The sequence below is a fragment of the Micromonospora sp. CB01531 genome (assembly GCF_001905095.1).
Lineage (GTDB): Bacteria > Actinomycetota > Actinomycetes > Mycobacteriales > Micromonosporaceae > Micromonospora.
This window is the reverse complement of the sequence record NZ_LWLS01000035.1, coordinates 111,291-128,727: the sequence shown is the minus strand read 5'-3', so window position 1 is coordinate 128,727 and position 17,437 is coordinate 111,291. Positions and strand designations below refer to the sequence as shown.

General features: G+C 74.3%; 17 protein-coding genes. 11 read left to right on the top strand and 6 right to left on the bottom strand.

What is annotated here, in order from left to right; genetic code table 11:
- Positions 1–238 precede the first annotated feature (238 nt).
- Both A6A27_RS07050 and A6A27_RS07045 read left to right on the top strand, forming a co-directional pair.
- Positions 239–1,729 (top strand): NCS2 family permease, encoded by a 1,491-nt coding sequence (locus A6A27_RS07050; protein ID WP_083672475.1) that lies wholly within the window; start codon positions 239–241, stop codon positions 1,727–1,729.
- 183 nt (positions 1,730–1,912) lie between these two features.
- The gene (locus A6A27_RS07045; protein ID WP_073833721.1) at positions 1,913–2,710 is read left to right on the top strand and encodes an alpha/beta fold hydrolase; all 798 of its coding nucleotides are present in this window, start codon (positions 1,913–1,915) and stop codon (positions 2,708–2,710) included.
- Between the two features lie 12 nt (positions 2,711–2,722).
- On the opposite strand, the gene A6A27_RS07040 is transcribed toward A6A27_RS07045, so the two are convergent.
- Both A6A27_RS07040 and A6A27_RS07035 read right to left on the bottom strand, forming a co-directional pair.
- The gene (locus tag A6A27_RS07040) at positions 2,723–3,658 is read right to left on the bottom strand and encodes a phosphotransferase family protein (RefSeq protein ID WP_073833720.1); all 936 of its coding nucleotides are present in this window, start codon (positions 3,656–3,658) and stop codon (positions 2,723–2,725) included.
- Positions 3,659–3,698: 40 nt separating this feature from the next.
- Positions 3,699–4,283 carry a dihydrofolate reductase family protein gene (locus tag A6A27_RS07035; protein ID WP_073833719.1) on the bottom strand — a complete coding sequence of 195 codons (585 nt, stop codon included), beginning with the start codon at positions 4,281–4,283 and terminating at the stop codon, positions 3,699–3,701.
- A gap of 90 nt (positions 4,284–4,373) precedes the next feature.
- Here A6A27_RS07035 and A6A27_RS07030 point away from each other — a divergent pair, with 90 nt between their 5' ends.
- Positions 4,374–4,949: a TetR/AcrR family transcriptional regulator gene (locus tag A6A27_RS07030; RefSeq protein ID WP_073833718.1), complete on the top strand. Its 576-nt coding sequence runs from the start codon at positions 4,374–4,376 to the stop codon at positions 4,947–4,949.
- A gap of 70 nt (positions 4,950–5,019) precedes the next feature.
- Positions 5,020–6,171 (top strand): polysaccharide pyruvyl transferase family protein, encoded by a 1,152-nt coding sequence (locus tag A6A27_RS07025; protein WP_073833717.1) that lies wholly within the window; start codon positions 5,020–5,022, stop codon positions 6,169–6,171.
- Between the two features lie 76 nt (positions 6,172–6,247).
- Here A6A27_RS07025 and A6A27_RS07020 read toward each other — a convergent pair whose 3' ends face one another.
- Positions 6,248–6,454, bottom strand: coding sequence for a hypothetical protein (locus tag A6A27_RS07020; protein WP_073833716.1), 207 nt, complete (start codon positions 6,452–6,454; stop codon positions 6,248–6,250).
- Positions 6,455–6,535: 81 nt separating this feature from the next.
- Between A6A27_RS07020 and A6A27_RS07015 the strand changes: the two genes are divergently transcribed.
- On the top strand, positions 6,536–7,057 hold the full coding sequence (locus A6A27_RS07015) for a DinB family protein (RefSeq protein WP_073833715.1): 522 nt from the start codon (positions 6,536–6,538) through the stop codon (positions 7,055–7,057).
- Positions 7,058–7,064: 7 nt separating this feature from the next.
- Here the strand turns inward: A6A27_RS07015 and A6A27_RS07010 are convergent, their stop codons facing one another.
- Positions 7,065–7,934 (bottom strand): carbohydrate kinase family protein, encoded by an 870-nt coding sequence (locus A6A27_RS07010; protein WP_073833714.1) that lies wholly within the window; start codon positions 7,932–7,934, stop codon positions 7,065–7,067.
- A gap of 63 nt (positions 7,935–7,997) precedes the next feature.
- Here A6A27_RS07010 and A6A27_RS07005 point away from each other — a divergent pair, with 63 nt between their 5' ends.
- Together A6A27_RS07005 and A6A27_RS07000 are read left to right on the top strand one after the other, a co-directional pair.
- Positions 7,998–11,156 (top strand): DEAD/DEAH box helicase, encoded by a 3,159-nt coding sequence (locus A6A27_RS07005; protein WP_073833713.1) that lies wholly within the window; start codon positions 7,998–8,000, stop codon positions 11,154–11,156.
- Positions 11,153–12,121: an SWIM zinc finger family protein gene (locus A6A27_RS07000; RefSeq protein ID WP_073833712.1), complete on the top strand. Its 969-nt coding sequence runs from the start codon at positions 11,153–11,155 to the stop codon at positions 12,119–12,121. Before A6A27_RS07005 ends, A6A27_RS07000 begins: the two co-directional genes overlap by 4 nt.
- Positions 12,122–12,165: 44 nt before the next feature.
- Here the strand turns inward: A6A27_RS07000 and A6A27_RS06995 are convergent, their stop codons facing one another.
- Both A6A27_RS06995 and A6A27_RS06990 read right to left on the bottom strand, forming a co-directional pair.
- Complete coding sequence (locus A6A27_RS06995; RefSeq protein ID WP_073833711.1) at positions 12,166–12,423, bottom strand: DUF3040 domain-containing protein; 258 nt, start codon at positions 12,421–12,423, stop codon at positions 12,166–12,168.
- Between the two features lie 527 nt (positions 12,424–12,950).
- Complete coding sequence (locus A6A27_RS06990) at positions 12,951–13,622, bottom strand: bifunctional DNA primase/polymerase (protein ID WP_073833710.1); 672 nt, start codon at positions 13,620–13,622, stop codon at positions 12,951–12,953.
- 243 nt (positions 13,623–13,865) lie between these two features.
- Here A6A27_RS06990 and A6A27_RS06985 point away from each other — a divergent pair, with 243 nt between their 5' ends.
- The 4 genes from A6A27_RS06985 (at position 13,866) to A6A27_RS06970 (ending at position 17,436) form a co-directional block, all read left to right on the top strand.
- Positions 13,866–15,089 (top strand): helix-turn-helix domain-containing protein, encoded by a 1,224-nt coding sequence (locus tag A6A27_RS06985; protein WP_073833709.1) that lies wholly within the window; start codon positions 13,866–13,868, stop codon positions 15,087–15,089.
- Between the two features lie 4 nt (positions 15,090–15,093).
- Positions 15,094–15,675 carry a flavoprotein gene (locus A6A27_RS06980; RefSeq protein WP_073833708.1) on the top strand — a complete coding sequence of 194 codons (582 nt, stop codon included), beginning with the start codon at positions 15,094–15,096 and terminating at the stop codon, positions 15,673–15,675.
- A 161-nt stretch (positions 15,676–15,836) separates the two neighbouring features.
- On the top strand, positions 15,837–16,709 hold the full coding sequence (locus A6A27_RS06975; RefSeq protein ID WP_073833773.1) for a Nif3-like dinuclear metal center hexameric protein: 873 nt from the start codon (positions 15,837–15,839) through the stop codon (positions 16,707–16,709).
- Positions 16,699–17,436, top strand: coding sequence for a zinc ribbon domain-containing protein (locus A6A27_RS06970; protein ID WP_073833707.1), 738 nt, complete (start codon positions 16,699–16,701; stop codon positions 17,434–17,436). Before A6A27_RS06975 ends, A6A27_RS06970 begins: the two co-directional genes overlap by 11 nt.
- The last annotated feature ends 1 nt before the right edge of the window (position 17,437 follow it).

Genomic DNA, 17,437 nt, shown 5'->3' with positions numbered 1-17,437 from the left:
CCTTGCCCACCCTCTCGACGGGGTCACGCGTAGGGGCAGGTCATCCGCCGTTACCCGGAAGTTAAGGTGGAGGTGCGAAGTCGCTCCCCGACCGGGTGCGGCTTCGTAGTGCTTCACGGGGATCCGTGGAGCCCAGCCGTCCCGACGTTCTCCGGGCCAACCGAATCGGGACGACTGCACCCCCACCGCCCGACCGGCGCGTCCGGCGGGCCAACCCGGAACGGAGTAAGGCCACGCCATGAGCGTGACTACGCAGGATCCTGCTGCCCCGGTCGAGTCGGCGGAACCCGCCGAGCGCGGCCGCCTCGACCGCTTCTTCGAGATCACCCGCCGTGGCTCGACTGTCAAGCGCGAGGTGCTCGCCGGGATCACCACCTTCGCGACGATGGCCTACATCGTCGTGCTCAACCCGCTGATCATCGGTACCGCCCCGGACAAGGACGGCAACCTGCTCGGCATCGCGCCGGTCGCCGGGGTCACCTGCCTCGTCGCGGCGGTCATGACGATCATGATGGGCGTCGTCGGCCGGGTGCCGTTCGCCGTGGCGACCGGCCTGGGCTTGAACGCGTTCGTCGCGTACGCCGTCGCCTCCCAGATGACCTGGGCCGAGGCGATGGGCCTGGTGGTGATCGAGGGTCTGATCATCACCGTGCTGGTGCTGACCGGCTTCCGGAAGGCCGTCTTCCGGGCCATCCCGGCCTCGCTGAAGGCGGCCATCGCCGCCGGTATCGGTCTGTTCATCGCCATGATCGGCTTCGTCGACGGCGGTCTGGTCCGGCGGGTGCCGGACGCGGCCGGCACCACCGTCCCGGTGCAGCTCGGCGGCGACGGCACGCTGCGCGGCTGGACCACGGTCGTCTTCCTGGTCGGCCTGCTGGTCACCGGCATCCTGGTGGCCCGCAAGGTGAAGGCCGGCGTCCTGATCGGCATCGTGGCGACCACCGTCGTCGCGGTGATCGTCAACGCCCTCGCCAAGCCCGGCCCGGCGTTCGTCGACGGCAAGCCCAACCCGGCGGGCTGGCGGCTCAACGTGCCGACCCTGCCCGATCCGCTGATCAAGGCACCCGACCTGCACCTGGTCGGCAACGTGTCGTTCAGCTCGTTCGCCCACGTCGGCGTGATGACCGCGCTGCTGCTGGTGTTCACCCTGGTGCTCGCCGACTTCTTCGACGTGATGGGCACGACCGTGGGCCTGGCCAAGCAGGCCGGCCTGACCACCAAGGACGGCACCGACATGCCCCGACTGGGCAAGGTGCTCTTCGTCGACGGCGTCGCCGCGGTCGCCGGTGGCGCGGGTAGCGCCTCCTCGGCCACCACGTACGTCGAGTCCTCCTCGGGCATCGCGGACGGTGGGCGTACCGGTCTGACCAGCGTGGTCACCGGCGTGCTCTTCCTCGGCGCGCTGCTGCTCACCCCGCTGGTGTCGCTGGTGCCGAGCGAGGCCGCCGGCCCGGCGCTGGTGATCGTCGGTGCGCTGATGATCCGCCAGGTCAAGGAGATCGACTTCACCGACGTGGGCGTCGCGGTCCCGGCCTTCCTCACTATGACCCTGATGCCGTTCACCTACTCGATCACCAACGGCATCGGCGCCGGCTTCGTGAGCTGGGTGGCGATCCGGGTGGCCCAGGGCAAGGCACGCCAGATCCACCCGCTGATGTGGGCGGTCTCCGCCGCGTTCGTGGTCTATTTCGGCATCAACCTGGTCAAGGCCGTCACCGGCGTCAGCTGACCGGTCCACGCCGCGCCCCCGTCGCCCCCGGCCCGAGGCGGCGGGGGCGCGGCGTATCCGGATCATGGGTTGAGTGCATCGCCGCCGGGCGGGCGTCCCAGGTTTGCCGGGGGACGCCGCCCGTCCCGACGCCGGGACGCGACGCTCGTTGTACCGGTACAGGGACGACGGGGGAGCACGGTCATGAGCTACGCGGACGTCAACGGGGTGCGGCTCTGGTACGAGGTCCACGGGACCGGCCAGCCGCTGGTGCTGCTGCACGGTGGCTACGGCGCGGTGGAGATGTTCCAGCCGATCCTGCCCGCCCTCGCCGGTCGCCGCCGGGTGATCGCCGTCGACCTGCAGGGGCACGGCCGCACCGCCGACGTGGACCGGCCGCTGCGGCACGAGTCGATGGCCGACGACATCGCCGCGCTGCTGCGGCACCTCGACCTGCCGCAGGCCGACCTGATGGGCTACTCGCTCGGCGGCGGGGTGGCCCTGCGTACCGCGATCCAGCACCCCGGCCTGGTCCGCCGCCTGGTGCTGGTCTCCACGCCGTGCCGGCGGCGCGGCTGGTACCCGGAGGTGCTAGCGGCAATGGCGGCCCAGGACGAGCGGGTCGCCGAGCAGATGCGCGGCACCCCTCCGCACGAGCTCTACCTGCGTCTGGCGCCGCGCCCGCAGGACTGGCCGACGCTCTGGGCCAAGACCGGTGACCTGCTGCGCCGCGACTACGACTGGTCCGCCGAGGTGGCCGCGCTCGCCCTGCCGGTGCTCCTGGTCTTCGCCGACGCCGACTCGGTCCCGGTCAGCCACATGGCGGAGTTCTTCGGGCTGCTCGGCGGCGGGCACCGGGACGCCGGCTGGGACGGCACCGACCGCCCGGCGTCCCGGCTGGCCGTGCTGCCCGGCCTGACCCACTACGACATCGTCGGGTCACCGGCGCTGCCCGAGGCCGCTCTGCCGTTCCTCACCCACGAGGTCCGCGCGCCCGCCTGACCGCCCAACCGGTCAGGGGAGCCGGCGGGTGAGCCAGCGCAGCAGGGCGTCGCCCTGGGCACGCTGGAACGCCCGTACCGTGGGGATGCCGGGCGGCGGCGGCAGCCGGGCCCCGTCGAGGAAGAACCCGGTGAACCCGGCCAGTACGCCGGTCAGGTCGGCCGGATCCACTCCGGCGGCGAGTGGCAGGTCGCGCAGCAACGCCTCGGGGTCGTGCCCGCCGTAGACCTGCACATTGACCAGGATCATCAGCCTGTCCAGCCACGCCGGCCCCCGGCAGGCCCACGGCCAGTCCACCACGCTGACCCTGCCGTCGGGGCCGATCAGCAGGTTGTCGGCGCGGATGTCGAGGTGGCACAGCGTCTCGCCGGCCAGCGCCGCCAGCCCCCGGTCGGCGGCGGCGCACAGTTCCGGCAGCCGGGCCCGGGCCCACGGGTCCAGGTCGGCCGGCGGGTCCGCGGCGATCCGCCGCCAGCCAGCGAAGTCCGGCGCGAGTTGCGCGGCGGCGGTGGGTGCCACCGCGACCGACGCCGGCGTGAGCGCAGCGGCCATGGCCTCCAGGGTGGACAGCACCGCGTTCAGCTCGCCGGCTGCCCAGGGCGTCACCGGGTGCCGCCCCGCCACGTCGGTGAAGACCAGCGCCACCCAGTCGCCGTCGTCGTAGCTGCCGAGCAGCCGGGGTGCGGGCGCGGTCGGCGGCAGTGCGGCGGCGATCAGCGCCTCCGTCCGGTGCAGCCCGGGACTGCGGTCGTTCTGCGCCGGGCTGACCGCCTTGACGAAGGCGCGCCGGCCGCCGGCGGTACGCACCCGGTCGGCGGTGCCGGGGGAGAAGCCGCCTGACTGGGAGAGGGCCTCCACCACCCGGTCACCGAGGATCTCCTCCACCGCGGCCCGGACCCGGTCGGGCAGGTCCGCCCAGTGGATCCGGCGGTTCGTCGCGCGTGTCACCGGTCCACCGTGCCGCCCGGCACCGGCCTGGGCAATCCGATTACCGCGCGGGCGCGGCGTAGCGGAGGATGACCACACCACTGTCGAACGGGCGTGCCTCGACCAGGGTGAACCGGTGCGGCTCGAAGCCCCGGTCGGCCAGCGGGATCCCGCTGCCCGCCACGATCGGGTTCTGCTTGACCACCAGCTCGTCCACCTCGCCGAGGAGTTGGCCGGCGAGCTGCCCGCCGCCGCAGAGCCAGATGTCCCGGCCGGGCTGCCGCTTCAGCTCGCGGGCGAAGGTCACCGGATCACTGTCGACGATCTTCACCTGCGGGTCGTCGGACGGGGGCAGCGAGCGGGAGAAGACGTACTGCTTCAGGTGGGCGTACGGGCTGGTGACGCCCATCTTCAGCCCGGGGTCGTAGGTGCCCCGCCCCATCACCAGCGCGTCGAAGCGGCCCGTGGGCGGCGACTCGATGCCGAGCTGGGCGTGGGTGAACGTGGGGAAGGTCTGGGGCCATTCGGCGGCCAGGTGGGCCAGCAAGTCCGGCTCCGGCATCAGCGGAAAGAAGTCGAACGACCCGTCGGGGCCGGCGATGAAGCCGTCGAGGGTGCTGGCGATGTAGTACACGAGCTTGCGCAAACCTGCTCCGATGTCCGGCTCAACCACGACGGCTGTCGTGGTTGACGCAGAATCTACTACACCTGTCGTGGTTGTTGCTAGGGTGTCGTCGTGGCCAGGAATCCGGAACGCCGTGTCCTCCTCGCCGACGCCGGGCTGCGCGTGCTCGCCGCGGCCGGCGCCCGCGGGCTGACCCACCGCGCGGTCGATGCCGAGGCGGGTGTGCCGACCGGCACCGCCTCCAACTACTTCCCGTCCCGTGGCGCGCTGCTCGCCGGGCTCGCCGAGCGGATCTTCGAACGGATGGCACCCGACCCGGCGGTGCTGGCCGACCTCGGCCGGCGCGAACCGTCCCTCGCCCTGGCGACCGACTACCTGCGGTACATCGTCGAGCGCACCACCCGCGAGCCCGACCTCACCCGAGCCCTGTTCGAGCTGCGGCTGGAGGCGTCGCGCCGCCCGGAGTTGCGGCACGCGCTCGGCGACGTGCTCCGCCGGGGGTACGCCGACGACGTGGCCTTCCACGTCGCGGCCGGCCTGCCCGGCGGGGCCTTCGAGGTGGCCCTGCTGCACTACGCGGTGGACGGGCTCCTGCTCGACCTGCTCACGACGTCGATCGACGCCGGTTTCGACGTCGACCAGGTGGTGTCCGCCCTGGTCTTCCGTCTGGTGGGCGCCGCCGGCTGACCGCCGTCCCAGGTGTGTCCACCGGCCCAGCGGGAAACCCCGGCAGGACGCCCCTGGGGAGGAGCGACGGATGACGGATGCCCCGGCACTGACCATCGGCGTGCTCGGCTCGTACGGCGGCCGCAACCTCGGCGACGAGGCGATTCTCACCGGCCTCCTGTCCGACCTGCGGCAGCTTGAGCCGGACGCCCGAATCATCGTGTTCTCCCGGAACCCGGCGCACACCGCGCTGGCCCATCCCGACGTGGAGGCGGTGCCCTGGGAGGGGGTCAGCCGGGCCGACTCGTCCATGCTGCTGGCCGAGCTCGACCTGCTCATCCTCGGCGGTGGCGGGATCCTCTACAACCGCGAGGCCCGCCGCTACCTCCGGGTGGTCCGGGTGGCCCAGGAGCGGGGCCTGCCGCTGCTCACCTACGCGGTGGGGGTCGGTCCGCTCAGCGACGGCATCGACACCGGGATGGTGCGCGAGACCCTGGCCGGGGCCGCCGAGGTGACCGTGCGGGACCAGGAGTCCCGGATGGTGCTGGAGGAGGCCGGGCTGCTCAACCCGATCACGGTCACCGCCGACCCGGCGTTCCTGCTGGAGCCGGAGGACTTCCCGGAGAGCTGGTTGCGCGAGGAGGGCGTCCCCGGCGGCAAGCGGCTGGTCGGGCTGAGCGTTCGCGAGCCGGGCCGGGCCGCCGAACGCCTCGACGTCGACGGCTACCACCGGCTGCTCGCCCAGATCGCCGACTTCCTGGTGCACCGGATCGACGCGTACGTGCTCTTCGTACCGATGGAACGCGACGACATCCGGCACTCGCACGGGGTGATGTCGCACATGACCGCGTCGGAGCGGGGCCGGATCCTGCACGGTGACTACTCGCCGAGGCAGATCCTGGGCATGATGCGCCACCTGGACCTCGCGGTCGGCATGCGGCTGCACTTCCTGATCTTCGCCGCCATGATCGGCACGCCGTTCCTGCCCCTGCCGTACGCCGGAAAGGTCTTCGACCTGGCCCAGCGGCTCGGGGTGCCGGCGCTGCGCGGCGTGGAACGCGAGGTGGAGGGCCCGCTGCTGGCGGAGGTGGACCAGCTGTGGGACGAGCGGGAGGCGCGGGCCGACGAGACCGCCCGCCGGGTGGCCGAGGTGTGCGAGCAGGCCCGCGGCACCTCCCAGGTCACCCGGGGGGTGCTGGAGAGCATCCGGTCGCGCACCCTGAGCCGGACCGGTGCCCGCTGAGCCGGCTCGTCGGGCCGGCGGACCTCGCCCACCCCGGTGCTGGCCGCCGGCCGTCGGGAGATCGACCGGAGCGGGGTCAGAGCGCCGGGCCGCGCCAGGCGTAGACCCACGGGCGGCCGCGGTGGTCGTCCGACTCCAGCTCGTAGATCTCCGCCTCGGCCAGTCCCTCGGGGCCGAGGCGGTGGTGGGTCAGCGGCGGCCGGCCGTTGTCGTCCAGCTCGACGGTGACGGTCTCGCCGTCGGCCACGCCACCCACCAGGGGGATCTGCACCGTTCCTGCCATGCGCCCATCCTGCCCCGGAGGCCGCCGCGCCGCAGCGATAGCGGGCAGCGGGCCGGGCCGCTCCAGGACTAGGGTCCGAGGATGGCGGACACGACGATCGACCCCACGCTCGGTCCGGTCCTCGCCCGTACGGGCGACGAGCGAGCCGTGCTCGAATCGTTCCTCGACTTCCACCGGGCCATCGTGCTGCGCAAGGCGCGGGGCCTCTCCGACGCCGATGCGAGCCAACGCCTGGTGCCGTCCCTCACCACCCTCGCCGGCCTGCTCAAACACCTGGCCCTGGTGGAGCGGAACTGGCTCCCCTGCCTGTTCGCGCCTGAGCCGGGGGACGTCTACCTCACCACGGAGGAGGAAGCGGCGGCGAGCTTCACCCTCGAGCCCGGCGAGACCGTCGAGACCCTCGCGGCGGGGTACGAGGCGGCCTGCGCCCGGTCCCGGGCGATCGCCGCCCGGTTCGACCTGGACCACGTGGTGCCGCACCCGCAGCTCGGTGAGGTCTCGTTGCGCTGGGTGCTGGTTCACCTGATCGAGGAGACCGCCCGGCACGCCGGGCACGCCGACATCCTGCGCGAGCTGACCGACGGCGAGACCGGGGCGATCTAGGGACGGTTCAGTCCCGGGGCAGCAGGCCGGGCGGATATTCCATCCCGTCGTGGGTGCAGGCGGCGGCGGCCACCCGGGCGGCGTACCGGGCCGCGTCGAGCGGGGACGCGCCGCCCAGCCGGGCGGCGACAAGTCCGGCCGCGAAGGCGTCTCCGGCGCCGTTGGTGTCCACCACCGCGGCGGGCGGGGTCGCCGCGGGCACCCGCACCGGCGTGTCCGGGCCGTGCAGGGTCGCGCCGGCTGCGCCGCCGGTCACCAGCACGGTCCGGGGCGCCAGCCCCGCCGCCACTTTTCCGGCCCGCTCGCCGAGCCGTACGTCGCTCAGGAAGACCAGGTCGGCGACCTCGGCGAAGGGGCGGTGGTAGTCGTTCTCGCCGTCCCAGTCGTGCAGGTCGGTGGAGAGCGTCACGCCGGCCCCCAGGCTCGCGCGCAACCCCGGCAGAGCGTCCCGCGCCCAGTCCATGATCGACACGTGCACGTGCCGCGCCTCGCCGGCCAGCGCGGCGAGCTCCGCCGGGGCGAACGGTGCCGGGCCGGACCACGGGCGCGGGTCGTAGAGGGACATCCGGCGGCCGGCCGGGTCGACCAGGTTGACCGATCGGCGGGTGCCGGCGGGCGCCTCGGCCAGCACGGCCCGTACCGAGGTGCGGGCCAGCGCGGCCCGGACCACGTCGCCGGCCGGGTCGGCGCCCAGCACGTCCACCAGCGTCACCCGCAGGCCCAGGGCGTGCGCGGCGAGCGCCACCCCGGCCCCGGTGTTGCCGATCCGCAGCTCGATCGGGGGTACCGTCAGCGAGTCGGCGGCCGGCAGCGGGAGCGCGGGCACCTGGGCACGGATGTCGACTCCCAGGCCACCGATCACGAGCAGATCGACCATGGCGGCGAGAGTAGTCGGTCCCGGCCGCCTATCCTGGCCTCGGGCGTCGTCGAGGGGGAGTGCGTGCTGGTCATCCACGGGCTGTGGCTGTCCGGCGTCGGGCTCGCCGTCTGGGGCGAGGACAGCACCCGCCCGGCCCGGGCCCCGCGCCGGCCCGGCCGGGCGCCGCGGGAGCGTCCGCACCCCTTCGCCGTCGACCACGCCACCCTCGCCGCCGCGCTCAGCGACCCGCCGGGCGAACCGGCGTCGGTGCTGCTCACCCTGCCCACCCGGGCCGGCTCGCCGATGGACTCCCCGGAGCTGGTCCGGACCACCGCCGGGGAACCGGTCCGTGGTCCGGTCACCCTCGCCGGGTGGCGGGTTCCCGCCCTGGCGTACGCCCCGGACGCCGCGCTCGCCCTGCTCCGCGCCCTCGAGGTGGGGGACGTGGTGCCGGGGGCGACCCTTCGCCACCTGGCCGAGCTGGCCGACTTCGCCGCCGACCTCGTCAGCCGCGGCCGGCTGCTGCCCGGTGTGGCCGACGTCGTCGCCGTGCCACCCGCCGACTCCGCGACGCGGACCCGGACCGGGCGGGGCGCGGTGGAGGACGCACGGCCCCGGCGGCACCTGCGTCCGGTGGACCACTCCGACGTGGTCACCGCCCGGGCGGTCTGGCGGCCGCTGCTCACCGGCACGGACGCGGCCTGGGCGCGCTCGCTGGCCCTCGCGCTGCCCCCGGCCGCCCGCGCCGCCGTCGAATGGGAGTACACGCGGCCCGGCGCCGCGGCCGGCGCCGTCGGACCAGGGGAGCTGGTCGCCGAGGCGCTGGACGCGTTGACCGACGCCGCCGCCCGGGCAGCCCTGACCGACACCCTGCTGCACCGGGGCATGCGCCCGGTCGGGCCGGTGCCCCGCTGGCTGGCCGCGCTCACCGGGCCGGAGCGCGCGTTCCACGCCGAGCCGGCCGCCCTGGACACCCTGCGGACCGAGCTGGACGCCTGGCAGCGCGACGCCGCCGGCGGCCGGGTACGGGCCGCCTTCCGGCTGGTCGAGCCGCCCGTCGACCCGGTGGCCGAGCTGGTCGAAGGGGGATCCTGGCGACTCGAGTTCGGCCTGCACCCCACCGACGAGCCGGGCCTGGTGGTCGACGCGGCGCAGATCTGGCGCGGGTCCGCGCCCGCTCTCGTTGACCACCGGATCGAGCCGCAGGAAACCCTCCTCGCCGAGCTGGGCCGGGCCAGCCGGCTCTGGCCGGACCTGGACGACGCGCTGCGGACCGCCGCGCCGGAGGGGATGGAGCTGGACGCGGACGGCGCGCACCGGTTCCTCCGGGAGGGTGCGCCGGTGCTGCACGCGGCCGGCTTCGGGGTGCTGCTGCCGTCCTGGTGGCGGCGGCCCTCGTCCCGCCTCGGCGCCCGACTGCGGGCGCGCAGCCGCAGCGCCCCCGCCACGGTCGCCGCCGCCGCGGCGGGCCTCGGGCTGGACGCCCTGGTCGACTACCGCTGGGAGGTGGCCCTCGGCGACCAGCCGCTGACCGCCGAGGAACTGGCCGCCCTGGCCGAGCTGAAGTCCCCGCTGGTCCGGCTGCGGGGCCGCTGGGTCGAACTGGACCCGGACCGGCTCGCCGCCGGGCTGCGGCTGCTCCGCTCGGCCGGCGAGCTGACCGTGGCCGACCTGCTGCGGATGGGTCTGGCCGGCGCCGACCGCCCCGACGCGCTGCCGGTGCTGGAGGTGACCGCGGACGGGCCGTTGGGTGAGCTGCTGGCCGGGGAGGCGGAGCGGCGGCTCACCCCGGCCGACCCGCCACCGGGGTTCGCCGGGACGCTGCGGCCGTACCAGCGGCGCGGGCTGGCCTGGCTGGCGTTCCTCCAGTCGCTCGGGTTGGGCGGGATCCTCGCCGACGACATGGGGCTGGGCAAGACCGTGCAGCTGCTCGCGCTGCTCGCCGGGGACCCGCCGGAGGTCGGGCCCACGCTGCTGGTCTGTCCGATGTCGCTGGTCGGCAACTGGCAGCGGGAGGCGGCCCGGTTCACGCCCGGGTTGCGGGTCCACGTGCACCACGGGGCCGAGCGCGCCCGGGGTGAGGCGTTCGCCGCGGCGGTGCACGCCGCCGACCTGGTCCTCACCACCTACTCGGTGGCAGCCCGCGACGCGTACGACCTGGCCGGGATCGACTGGCACCGGGTCGTGGTGGACGAGGCGCAGGCGATCAAGAACGCCGCGACCCGCCAGGCCGAGGCGGTTCGGTCGCTGCCCGCGCGGCACCGGGTCGCGGTCACCGGTACGCCGGTGGAGAACCGACTCGCCGATCTCTGGTCGATCATGCAGTTCGCCAACCCCGGCCTGCTCGGCCCGGCCGCCACCTTCCGGAAGAAGTTCGCCGAGCCGATCGAGCGGCACGGCGACGCCGAGGTGGCCGGGCGGCTGCGCCGGATCACCGGACCGTTCGTGCTGCGCCGGCTCAAGACCGACGCGTCGATCATCTCCGACCTGCCCGAGAAGCTGGAGATGGAGGTGCTCTGCAACCTCACCGCCGAGCAGGCCGCCCTGTACCGGGCGGTGGTCGACGACATGATGGCGAAGATCGAGTCCAGCGACGGGATGGAACGCCGCGGCCTGGTGCTGGCCACCATGACCCGGCTCAAGCAGGTCTGCAACCACCCCGCCCAGCTGCTGCACGACGGCTCGGCCCTGCCCGGCCGCTCCGGCAAGCTGGAACGGCTCGAGGAGATCGTCGACGAGGTGCTCGCGGCGGGGGAGAAGGCCCTGCTCTTCACCCAGTACGCCGAGTTCGGCGGGATGCTGCGCGGGCACCTGTCCGCCCGTACCGGCCGGGAGGTGCTGTACCTGCACGGCGGCGTCGGCAAGGCCGAGCGGGACGGCATGGTGACCCGGTTCCAGTCCTCGGACGGTCCGCCGCTGTTCGTCCTGTCGCTCAAGGCCGGCGGCACCGGGCTGACCCTGACCGCGGCGAACCACGTGGTGCACGTGGACCGCTGGTGGAACCCGGCCGTCGAGGACCAGGCCACCGACCGGGCGTTCCGCATCGGCCAACGCCGCCGGGTGCAGGTGCGCAAGTTCGTGTGCGCCGGCACGGTCGAGGAGAAGGTGGCCGCGATGATCGCGGACAAGCGCAGCCTGGCCCAGCGGGTGGTGGGCAGTGGCGAGCAGTGGGTCACCGAGCTGTCCACCGACACCCTGCGTGAGCTGTTCGCGCTGGACGCCGGGGCGGTGGTGGAGTGACCACTCCGGACCGAGGTTCGCGGTTCGCCGAGTTCGGGCCGCCGCGCCGGGTCGAGGGCGGCCTGAAGGCGCGCAGCACCCGGGGCGCGATCGGCCGCTCCTGGTGGTCCCGGCGCTTCCTGGAGGTGCTGGAGTCCTTCGCGCTCGGCACCCGGCTCACCCGGGGCCGGGCGTACGCGCGCCGGGGCCAGGTGCTCCGGCTCGACGTCGCCCCCGGGCTGGTGACCGCCAGCGTGCAGGGGTCGCGGCCCAAGCCGTACCCGGTGCGGATCGGGTTGGCGGCGTACCCGGACGAGGTCTGGGAGCGGGTCGAGGCGGACCTGGCCGGGCAGGCGTTCTTCAGCGCCCGGCTACTCGCCGGTGACCTGCCGTCCGAGTTGGAGGAGCTGTTCTCCGAGGCGGAGGCGCCCCTCTTCCCAGCCGGCGTGGCCGAGCTGGAGCAGCACTGCGGCTGCCCTGACTTCGCCGTCCCGTGCAAGCACCTGGCGGCCACCTTCTACCTGCTGGCCGAGGCGTTCGACGCCGACCCGTTCCGGCTCCTGCACTGGCGCGGCCGGAGCCGGGCCGAGCTGCTCGACCGGCTGCGTACCCTGCGGGGCGTCGCCGCGAGCGCGGACGGCGCACCGGCCGAGCAGGCGGCGGTGCCGGGCGCACCGGCCGGCCCGGCGGACGCCGGTGCCGGGCCCGCGGCGGCGGCGGAACGAGCCGTGGCCGGCGCGGGGCGGGTGCTCGGCGGCCTGCCGGCGGCCGAGCTGGCCGACGCGCTGGACCGGTTCTGGCTGCCTCCGGCGCCGTTGCCCGACCGGCCACCCACCCTGGCGACCGGACCGGAGCTGCTGCTGCGCCAGCTTGCCCCGCCGGGGGCCGCGATCGGCGGCCCCGGCCTGGTCGAGCGGCTACGGCGGGCCTACCGGGAGTTCGGCCGGCCGCGACCGGCGACGGACCCGGACACCTCGGCGCGCTGATCCCCGGCGTCCGGTCTCCCGGCCGCAGGGTGCGATCGGCGCGGTCATAGCCAGCGTCGCCGGAAGTGCCACATGAGCCCGGCGTTGGCCAGCAGCACCACGGCGCAGATCGCGCCGGCCAGCCGCCCGGCCAGTACGGTCATCGCCGGCAGCGAGGCCCACAGCACGATCGTCAACAGCATCAGATAGCGGCCTCGGCGGCCCCGGGCCCGGTGGTCGAGCCGGGCGAAGAACTGCGGGTCGCTCTCCCGCAGCTGGCGGGTGATCTGTTCGAACCTGCGCTGATCCTCTTTGCTGAGCATGGCGGTGCCTTCCCCTCACGGCTTCAGCGGTCCCGCGGCATACCCGCAACGGAGGCGGGTCACGCGCTGCTCCTGCCGCCACTTCGATCAAAGTCGGGCGGGTGGGCATCTTCCGGTCGGACGGCCTCAGCGCAGGCCTGTCCCGCGGGGTTTCGCGGTGCCTTCGAACGGCCCCAACAGCGTCGCCGCGGGCGAAAACGTGAGGTCCCGGCCGCCGCGGCGACAACATTCGTGAGCAACGGGCGGCGGGGCACGGCGGGCGGCCGGGTCGGCCGGGCGGGGGTAGGTCAGCGGAGGGGGCGGTGGGTGGTGTTGGGGCGGGAGCCGGTGGGGCGGGGTCGGCCGGGGCGGGAGCCCCAGGGCCGGGTGCCGGCCCAGCGGCGCGGGCGGCGGTGGTGTGGTGCTGGTTCGGTGCCGCCGGTGTGGCGGGCCGCGTCATCACTGGACATGGTCAACCCCCGCTCTGGCGCGAGCGCGCCGTCATCCGGGTCCAACGAGTCCGGCACCGGGGAGGACGCTGCCCGCCGTCAGCAGCCGCGGCGGGGAAGGGGGAGTTGGCCCGGGAGCAGATCGGAGGTGAGCGTGACGCCGGCCGCCCGTAACGCCTCGATCAGCGCGTTCTGCACCAGATAGGAGTCGGGAAGCTGCCAGCGCGCCTGCTCGGGGGCGACCGCCCAGCGCACCGTCCCCTCGGGCAGCCGGGTCGGCGGTGCCGGGATCCAAGAGCCGCCACCGTGCCGGATCACGTGGAAGCAGTGCTCGAGTTCCGGCCGGAGCGGGTCGCCGCAGCGGACCAGGAACATCCAGCGGCCGGTGGGGGTGACCAGGACCGGCCCGCGTACGCCGAAGCCGGCCGGGTGGGTCGCGAGCGTGTCCAGGACCCGCCGGCCGAGGTGGGCCGCGACCTCGAGTACGTCGAACGCGCGGCCGGTGGGCAGCAGCACCCCGTGCGGGCGGCTGCGCCACCAGGTGGCCACCCGCGCCGGGTCGGCGCTCGCCGCGTGCTCCCAGTTCTCCAGGGCCGGGTGGCAGCCGCTGGTGGGGCAGCCGGCCCGGCCGCAGACGAAGCGGCTGTTGGCCAGGCAGGCGCCGGGCGTCACCTCCCAGCCGTGGACGGCGTAGCGGACGGCGACCCGGCGCAGCCGGACCCGTTCCAGGGGCGACAGGTGAGCCACGCGTGGTCCGACATTCCCCCACATGTGTGCCACATCCCCTCTCGTCCGCACTGGATGGTCCACATCGCACGTCGAACGCCGTCACTGCCGTAACCCGCGGTCGTTGAGTTGACGAACGGCTGATGCAACTTGCACGGAAATTACGAGGACTGGCCGTATGGCTGACGTACAGACTGTGCGACCAGCGAAAACCTAGAGACCGACGGATCGTCGCGACCGTCGACCGGGGTGGCTCAGCCGGACGTGAGTAGGGGGAGGAATGGCGATATGGACGAACTTCCCATAGGCCGCCGGGTGGCGTACTGGCGGGGGCGGCGCAAGATGTCCCAACAGGTCTTCGCCGACCGGCTCGGCAAGTCCAAGAGTTGGGTGGACAAGGTGGAGCGCGGAGTCCGGCGGCTGGACAAGTTCTCCGTCCTCTACGAGATCGCCGACATTCTCCAGGTCGACGTCCAACTGCTCCTCGGCAAGGACCCGGAGCGGCGCACCGACACCCTCAACTGCATCGACCAGGTCGAGGTCGAGGAGATCCGGGCCGCGCTGGAGCGGTACGACTCGATGACCGCCTACTTCGACGCGGCGCCGTACCCGCCCCCGCTGACGGACATACGCAAGGCGGTCAACCACGCCTGGCTCACCTACCAGTACGGCCGCTACGGGATGCTCACCCGCGCCCTGCCGAAGCTGCTGCGCGACGCCCAGGCCGCCGACGCCGGCTACGCCGACGAGCAGGCCCGGGACGCCGCCCACCTGCTCGGACAGGTCTACCAGATCGCCTCCTCGGTGCTCCGCAAGCTCGGCGAGTGCGACCTGGCCTGGCTGGCCGCCGACCGCTCGATGGCGGTCGCCCAGCGTGCCGACGACCAGTTGCTGGCCGGTATCGCCACCACCCGGGTCTGCAACGCGCTGGCGGCCATGGGCCGGTCCCGGCCGGCCCTGGAACTCAACGTCAACATCGCCAACCGGCTGGCCCCCGGCACCGGCGACGCCAGCCCGGAGCAGCTCTCCGTCTACGGCATGCTGCTGCTCCAGGGCGCGATGGCCGCCGCCCGCATCGGCGACTCCGCGACGGTGGACGACCTGCTCAACGGGGCCCAGGAAGCGGCCACCCTGCTGGGCAGCGACCAGAACCACTACTGGACCTCGTTCGGCCCGACCAACCTCGAACTGCACCGGGCCGCCGCCGCCGTCGAACTCGGCGACGGGGGCCGGGCGGTGGAGATCCATCAGCGGATCCCGGAGCCGGCGTTCAACGCGCTGCTGCCCGAGCGGCGCGCGCACCACCTGCTCGACATCGCCCGCGGCTACGCCCAGATCGGTGACGTCGCCAACGCGGGTGAGATGCTGCTGCTCGGTGACCGGCTCGCCCCGTCCGAGATCCGCTGCCGGCCGATCGCCCACGAGGTGATGTCCGACGTGCTCCGTCGCACACGGGGTACGCCGCCTCCGCCGATCGGGGAGTTGGCTGAGCACATGGGAGTCGGAGTATGAGCGGATGAACAGTCCGCATCTCAGCCACCGGCGCCGTCGAGTGCTCTACGTGATCGCCTGCGGCTCGCCGCTGGCCCGCAACGTCGGCCGGTTGGTCGACCTCGCCCAGCAGGACAGCTGGGACGTCTGCGTGGTCACCACCCCGGACGGTGCCAAGTTCGTCGACCGCGCGTCGCTGGCCCGGCAGACCGGGCACCCGGTACGCACCCACTACAAGAACCCGGGCGACCCGGACGTGCTCCCTCCGGCGGACGCGATGCTGGTCTGCCCGGCGACGGTCAACACCGTCAACAAGTGGGCGGCCGGCATCGCCGACACGCTCGCCCTGGGGCTGCTGATCGAGGCGCAGGGGCTCGCGGTGCCGATCGCGGCCGTCCCGTACACCAACTCGGCGATGGCCGCGCACCCGGCGTTCCGGGCCAGCCTGGACCGGCTGCGTGAGTGGGGGGTGCGGATGGTCTTCGGCGACCACGTCGTACCGCTGCATCCGCCGGGTACCGGTGAGCGGCACGTGGACGCTTTCCCCTGGGAGGTCGGCCTCGCGGCGCTGCGCGGCACGCCACGCCCGGCCGCCCCGGTCGGCTGAGCCGGCCCCGACATGCCGAGGGGTCAGCGCGCGCTGGCCCGTCCGGCCGCACCGACCCCGGGTGGCGCCCGGCCACCGGCGACCGGATGAGGGGCGACCCGTGGGGCCGCTGGTTCCGTCTGCCGCCGGACCGGGCCCGGACGCCGGTAAGCTGGCCGGCCGTGAGCACAACCGGATCTCCGCCCACCGTCGCCGACGTGGTGGCCGTGCTGGACCGCCGCTACCCGCCCGCGTGGGCCGAGGAGTGGGACCGGGTCGGCCTGGTGCTCGGCGAGCCCGGCACCCCGGTACGCCGGATCGCCTGCGTGGTCGACGTGGTCCCGGAGACGGTGGAGCAGGCGCTCGCCGCCGGGGCCGACCTGATCGTCGCGCACCACCCGTTGCTGCTGCGCGGGGTGTCCTCGGTCGCCGCCACCACGTACAAGGGGCGCATCGTCCACCGGATGATCAAGGCGGACGTGGCGCTGTACGTGGCGCACACCAACGCCGACGTGGCCGACCCGGGCGTCTCCGACGCGCTCGCCGCCCGGTTCGGGCTGACCGGGCTGCGCCCGCTGCACCGGCCCCGGCCGGGGTCACCCGCCGACGGCCCGGGGCGGGGCATCGGCCGGATCGGCGAGATGCCCGCCCCGATGACCCTGGCCGAGCTGACCCGGCACGCGGCCGCCGTGCTCCCTGCCACCGCCTGGGGAGTTCGCGCCGCCGGGGATCCCGGGCGTATGGTTCGTACCCTTGCCGTCAGCGGAGGCTCGGGGGACAGCTTCCTCGCCGAGGCGACCGCCGCCGGGGCGGACGCGTTCCTCACCGCGGACCTGCGCCACCACCCCGCTGGCGAGCACCTCGCCGCCGGCGGCCCGGCCCTGCTGGACGCCGCCCATTGGGCGACCGAACGACCCTGGCTGGACGACCTGGCCGCCCACCTGCGGGACGAGCTGGGCGTCGAGACCGTGGTGTCCGACCTGGACACCGACCCGTGGACCGTGCACGCCGCCGCACCCGACCGGACGACAAGGAGTCCCGACCGTGAAGGCTGATCCGAAGGTGCAGCGCCGGCTGCTCGACCTGCAGGCGATCGACACCGCCCTCGCCCAGCTCGCCCACCGCCGCCGGTCGCTGCCCGAGCGGGCCGAGCTGGAGGCCCTCGCCCGGGAGCTCTCCGCGCTGGAGGACGAGCGGGTCCGGGCGCAGGTTGCCGTCGACGACCTGGACCGGGACATCGCCCGGCTGGAGAAGGACGTCGACCAGGTACGCGCCCGCAAGAGCAAGGACGAGGCGCGGCTCGCGTCCGGCAGCGGGCCGGCCCGGGAGTTGGAGGCGATCCAGCACGAACTGGCCTCGCTGAACCGCCGGCAGAGCGACCTGGAGGACGCCGAGCTGGAGCTGATGGAGCAGCGGGAGACCGCGCAGGGGGTGCTCGACGGCGTCGAGCGGCGGATCGCCGAGGCCCGGGACCGGCGGGCCGCCGCCGAGCAGCGGCGCGACGAGAGCCTGGCCGAGATCGCCAAGGAGGAGGAGTTCAAGCGCGGCGCCCGCCAGCCGCTCGCCGGCGACCTCCCGGCCGACCTGGTCGCCCTCTACGACCGGATCCGCGAGGACACCGGGCTCGGGGCCGCGTTGCTCACCGCCGGCCGCTGCGGCGGCTGCCGGCTGGAGCTCTCCGGCGCCGACCTGGCCCGGATCCGCAAGGCCGACCCGGACGAGGTGGTGCGCTGCGAGGAGTGCCGGCGGATCATGGTCCGGACCGCCGAGTCGGGTCTCTGAC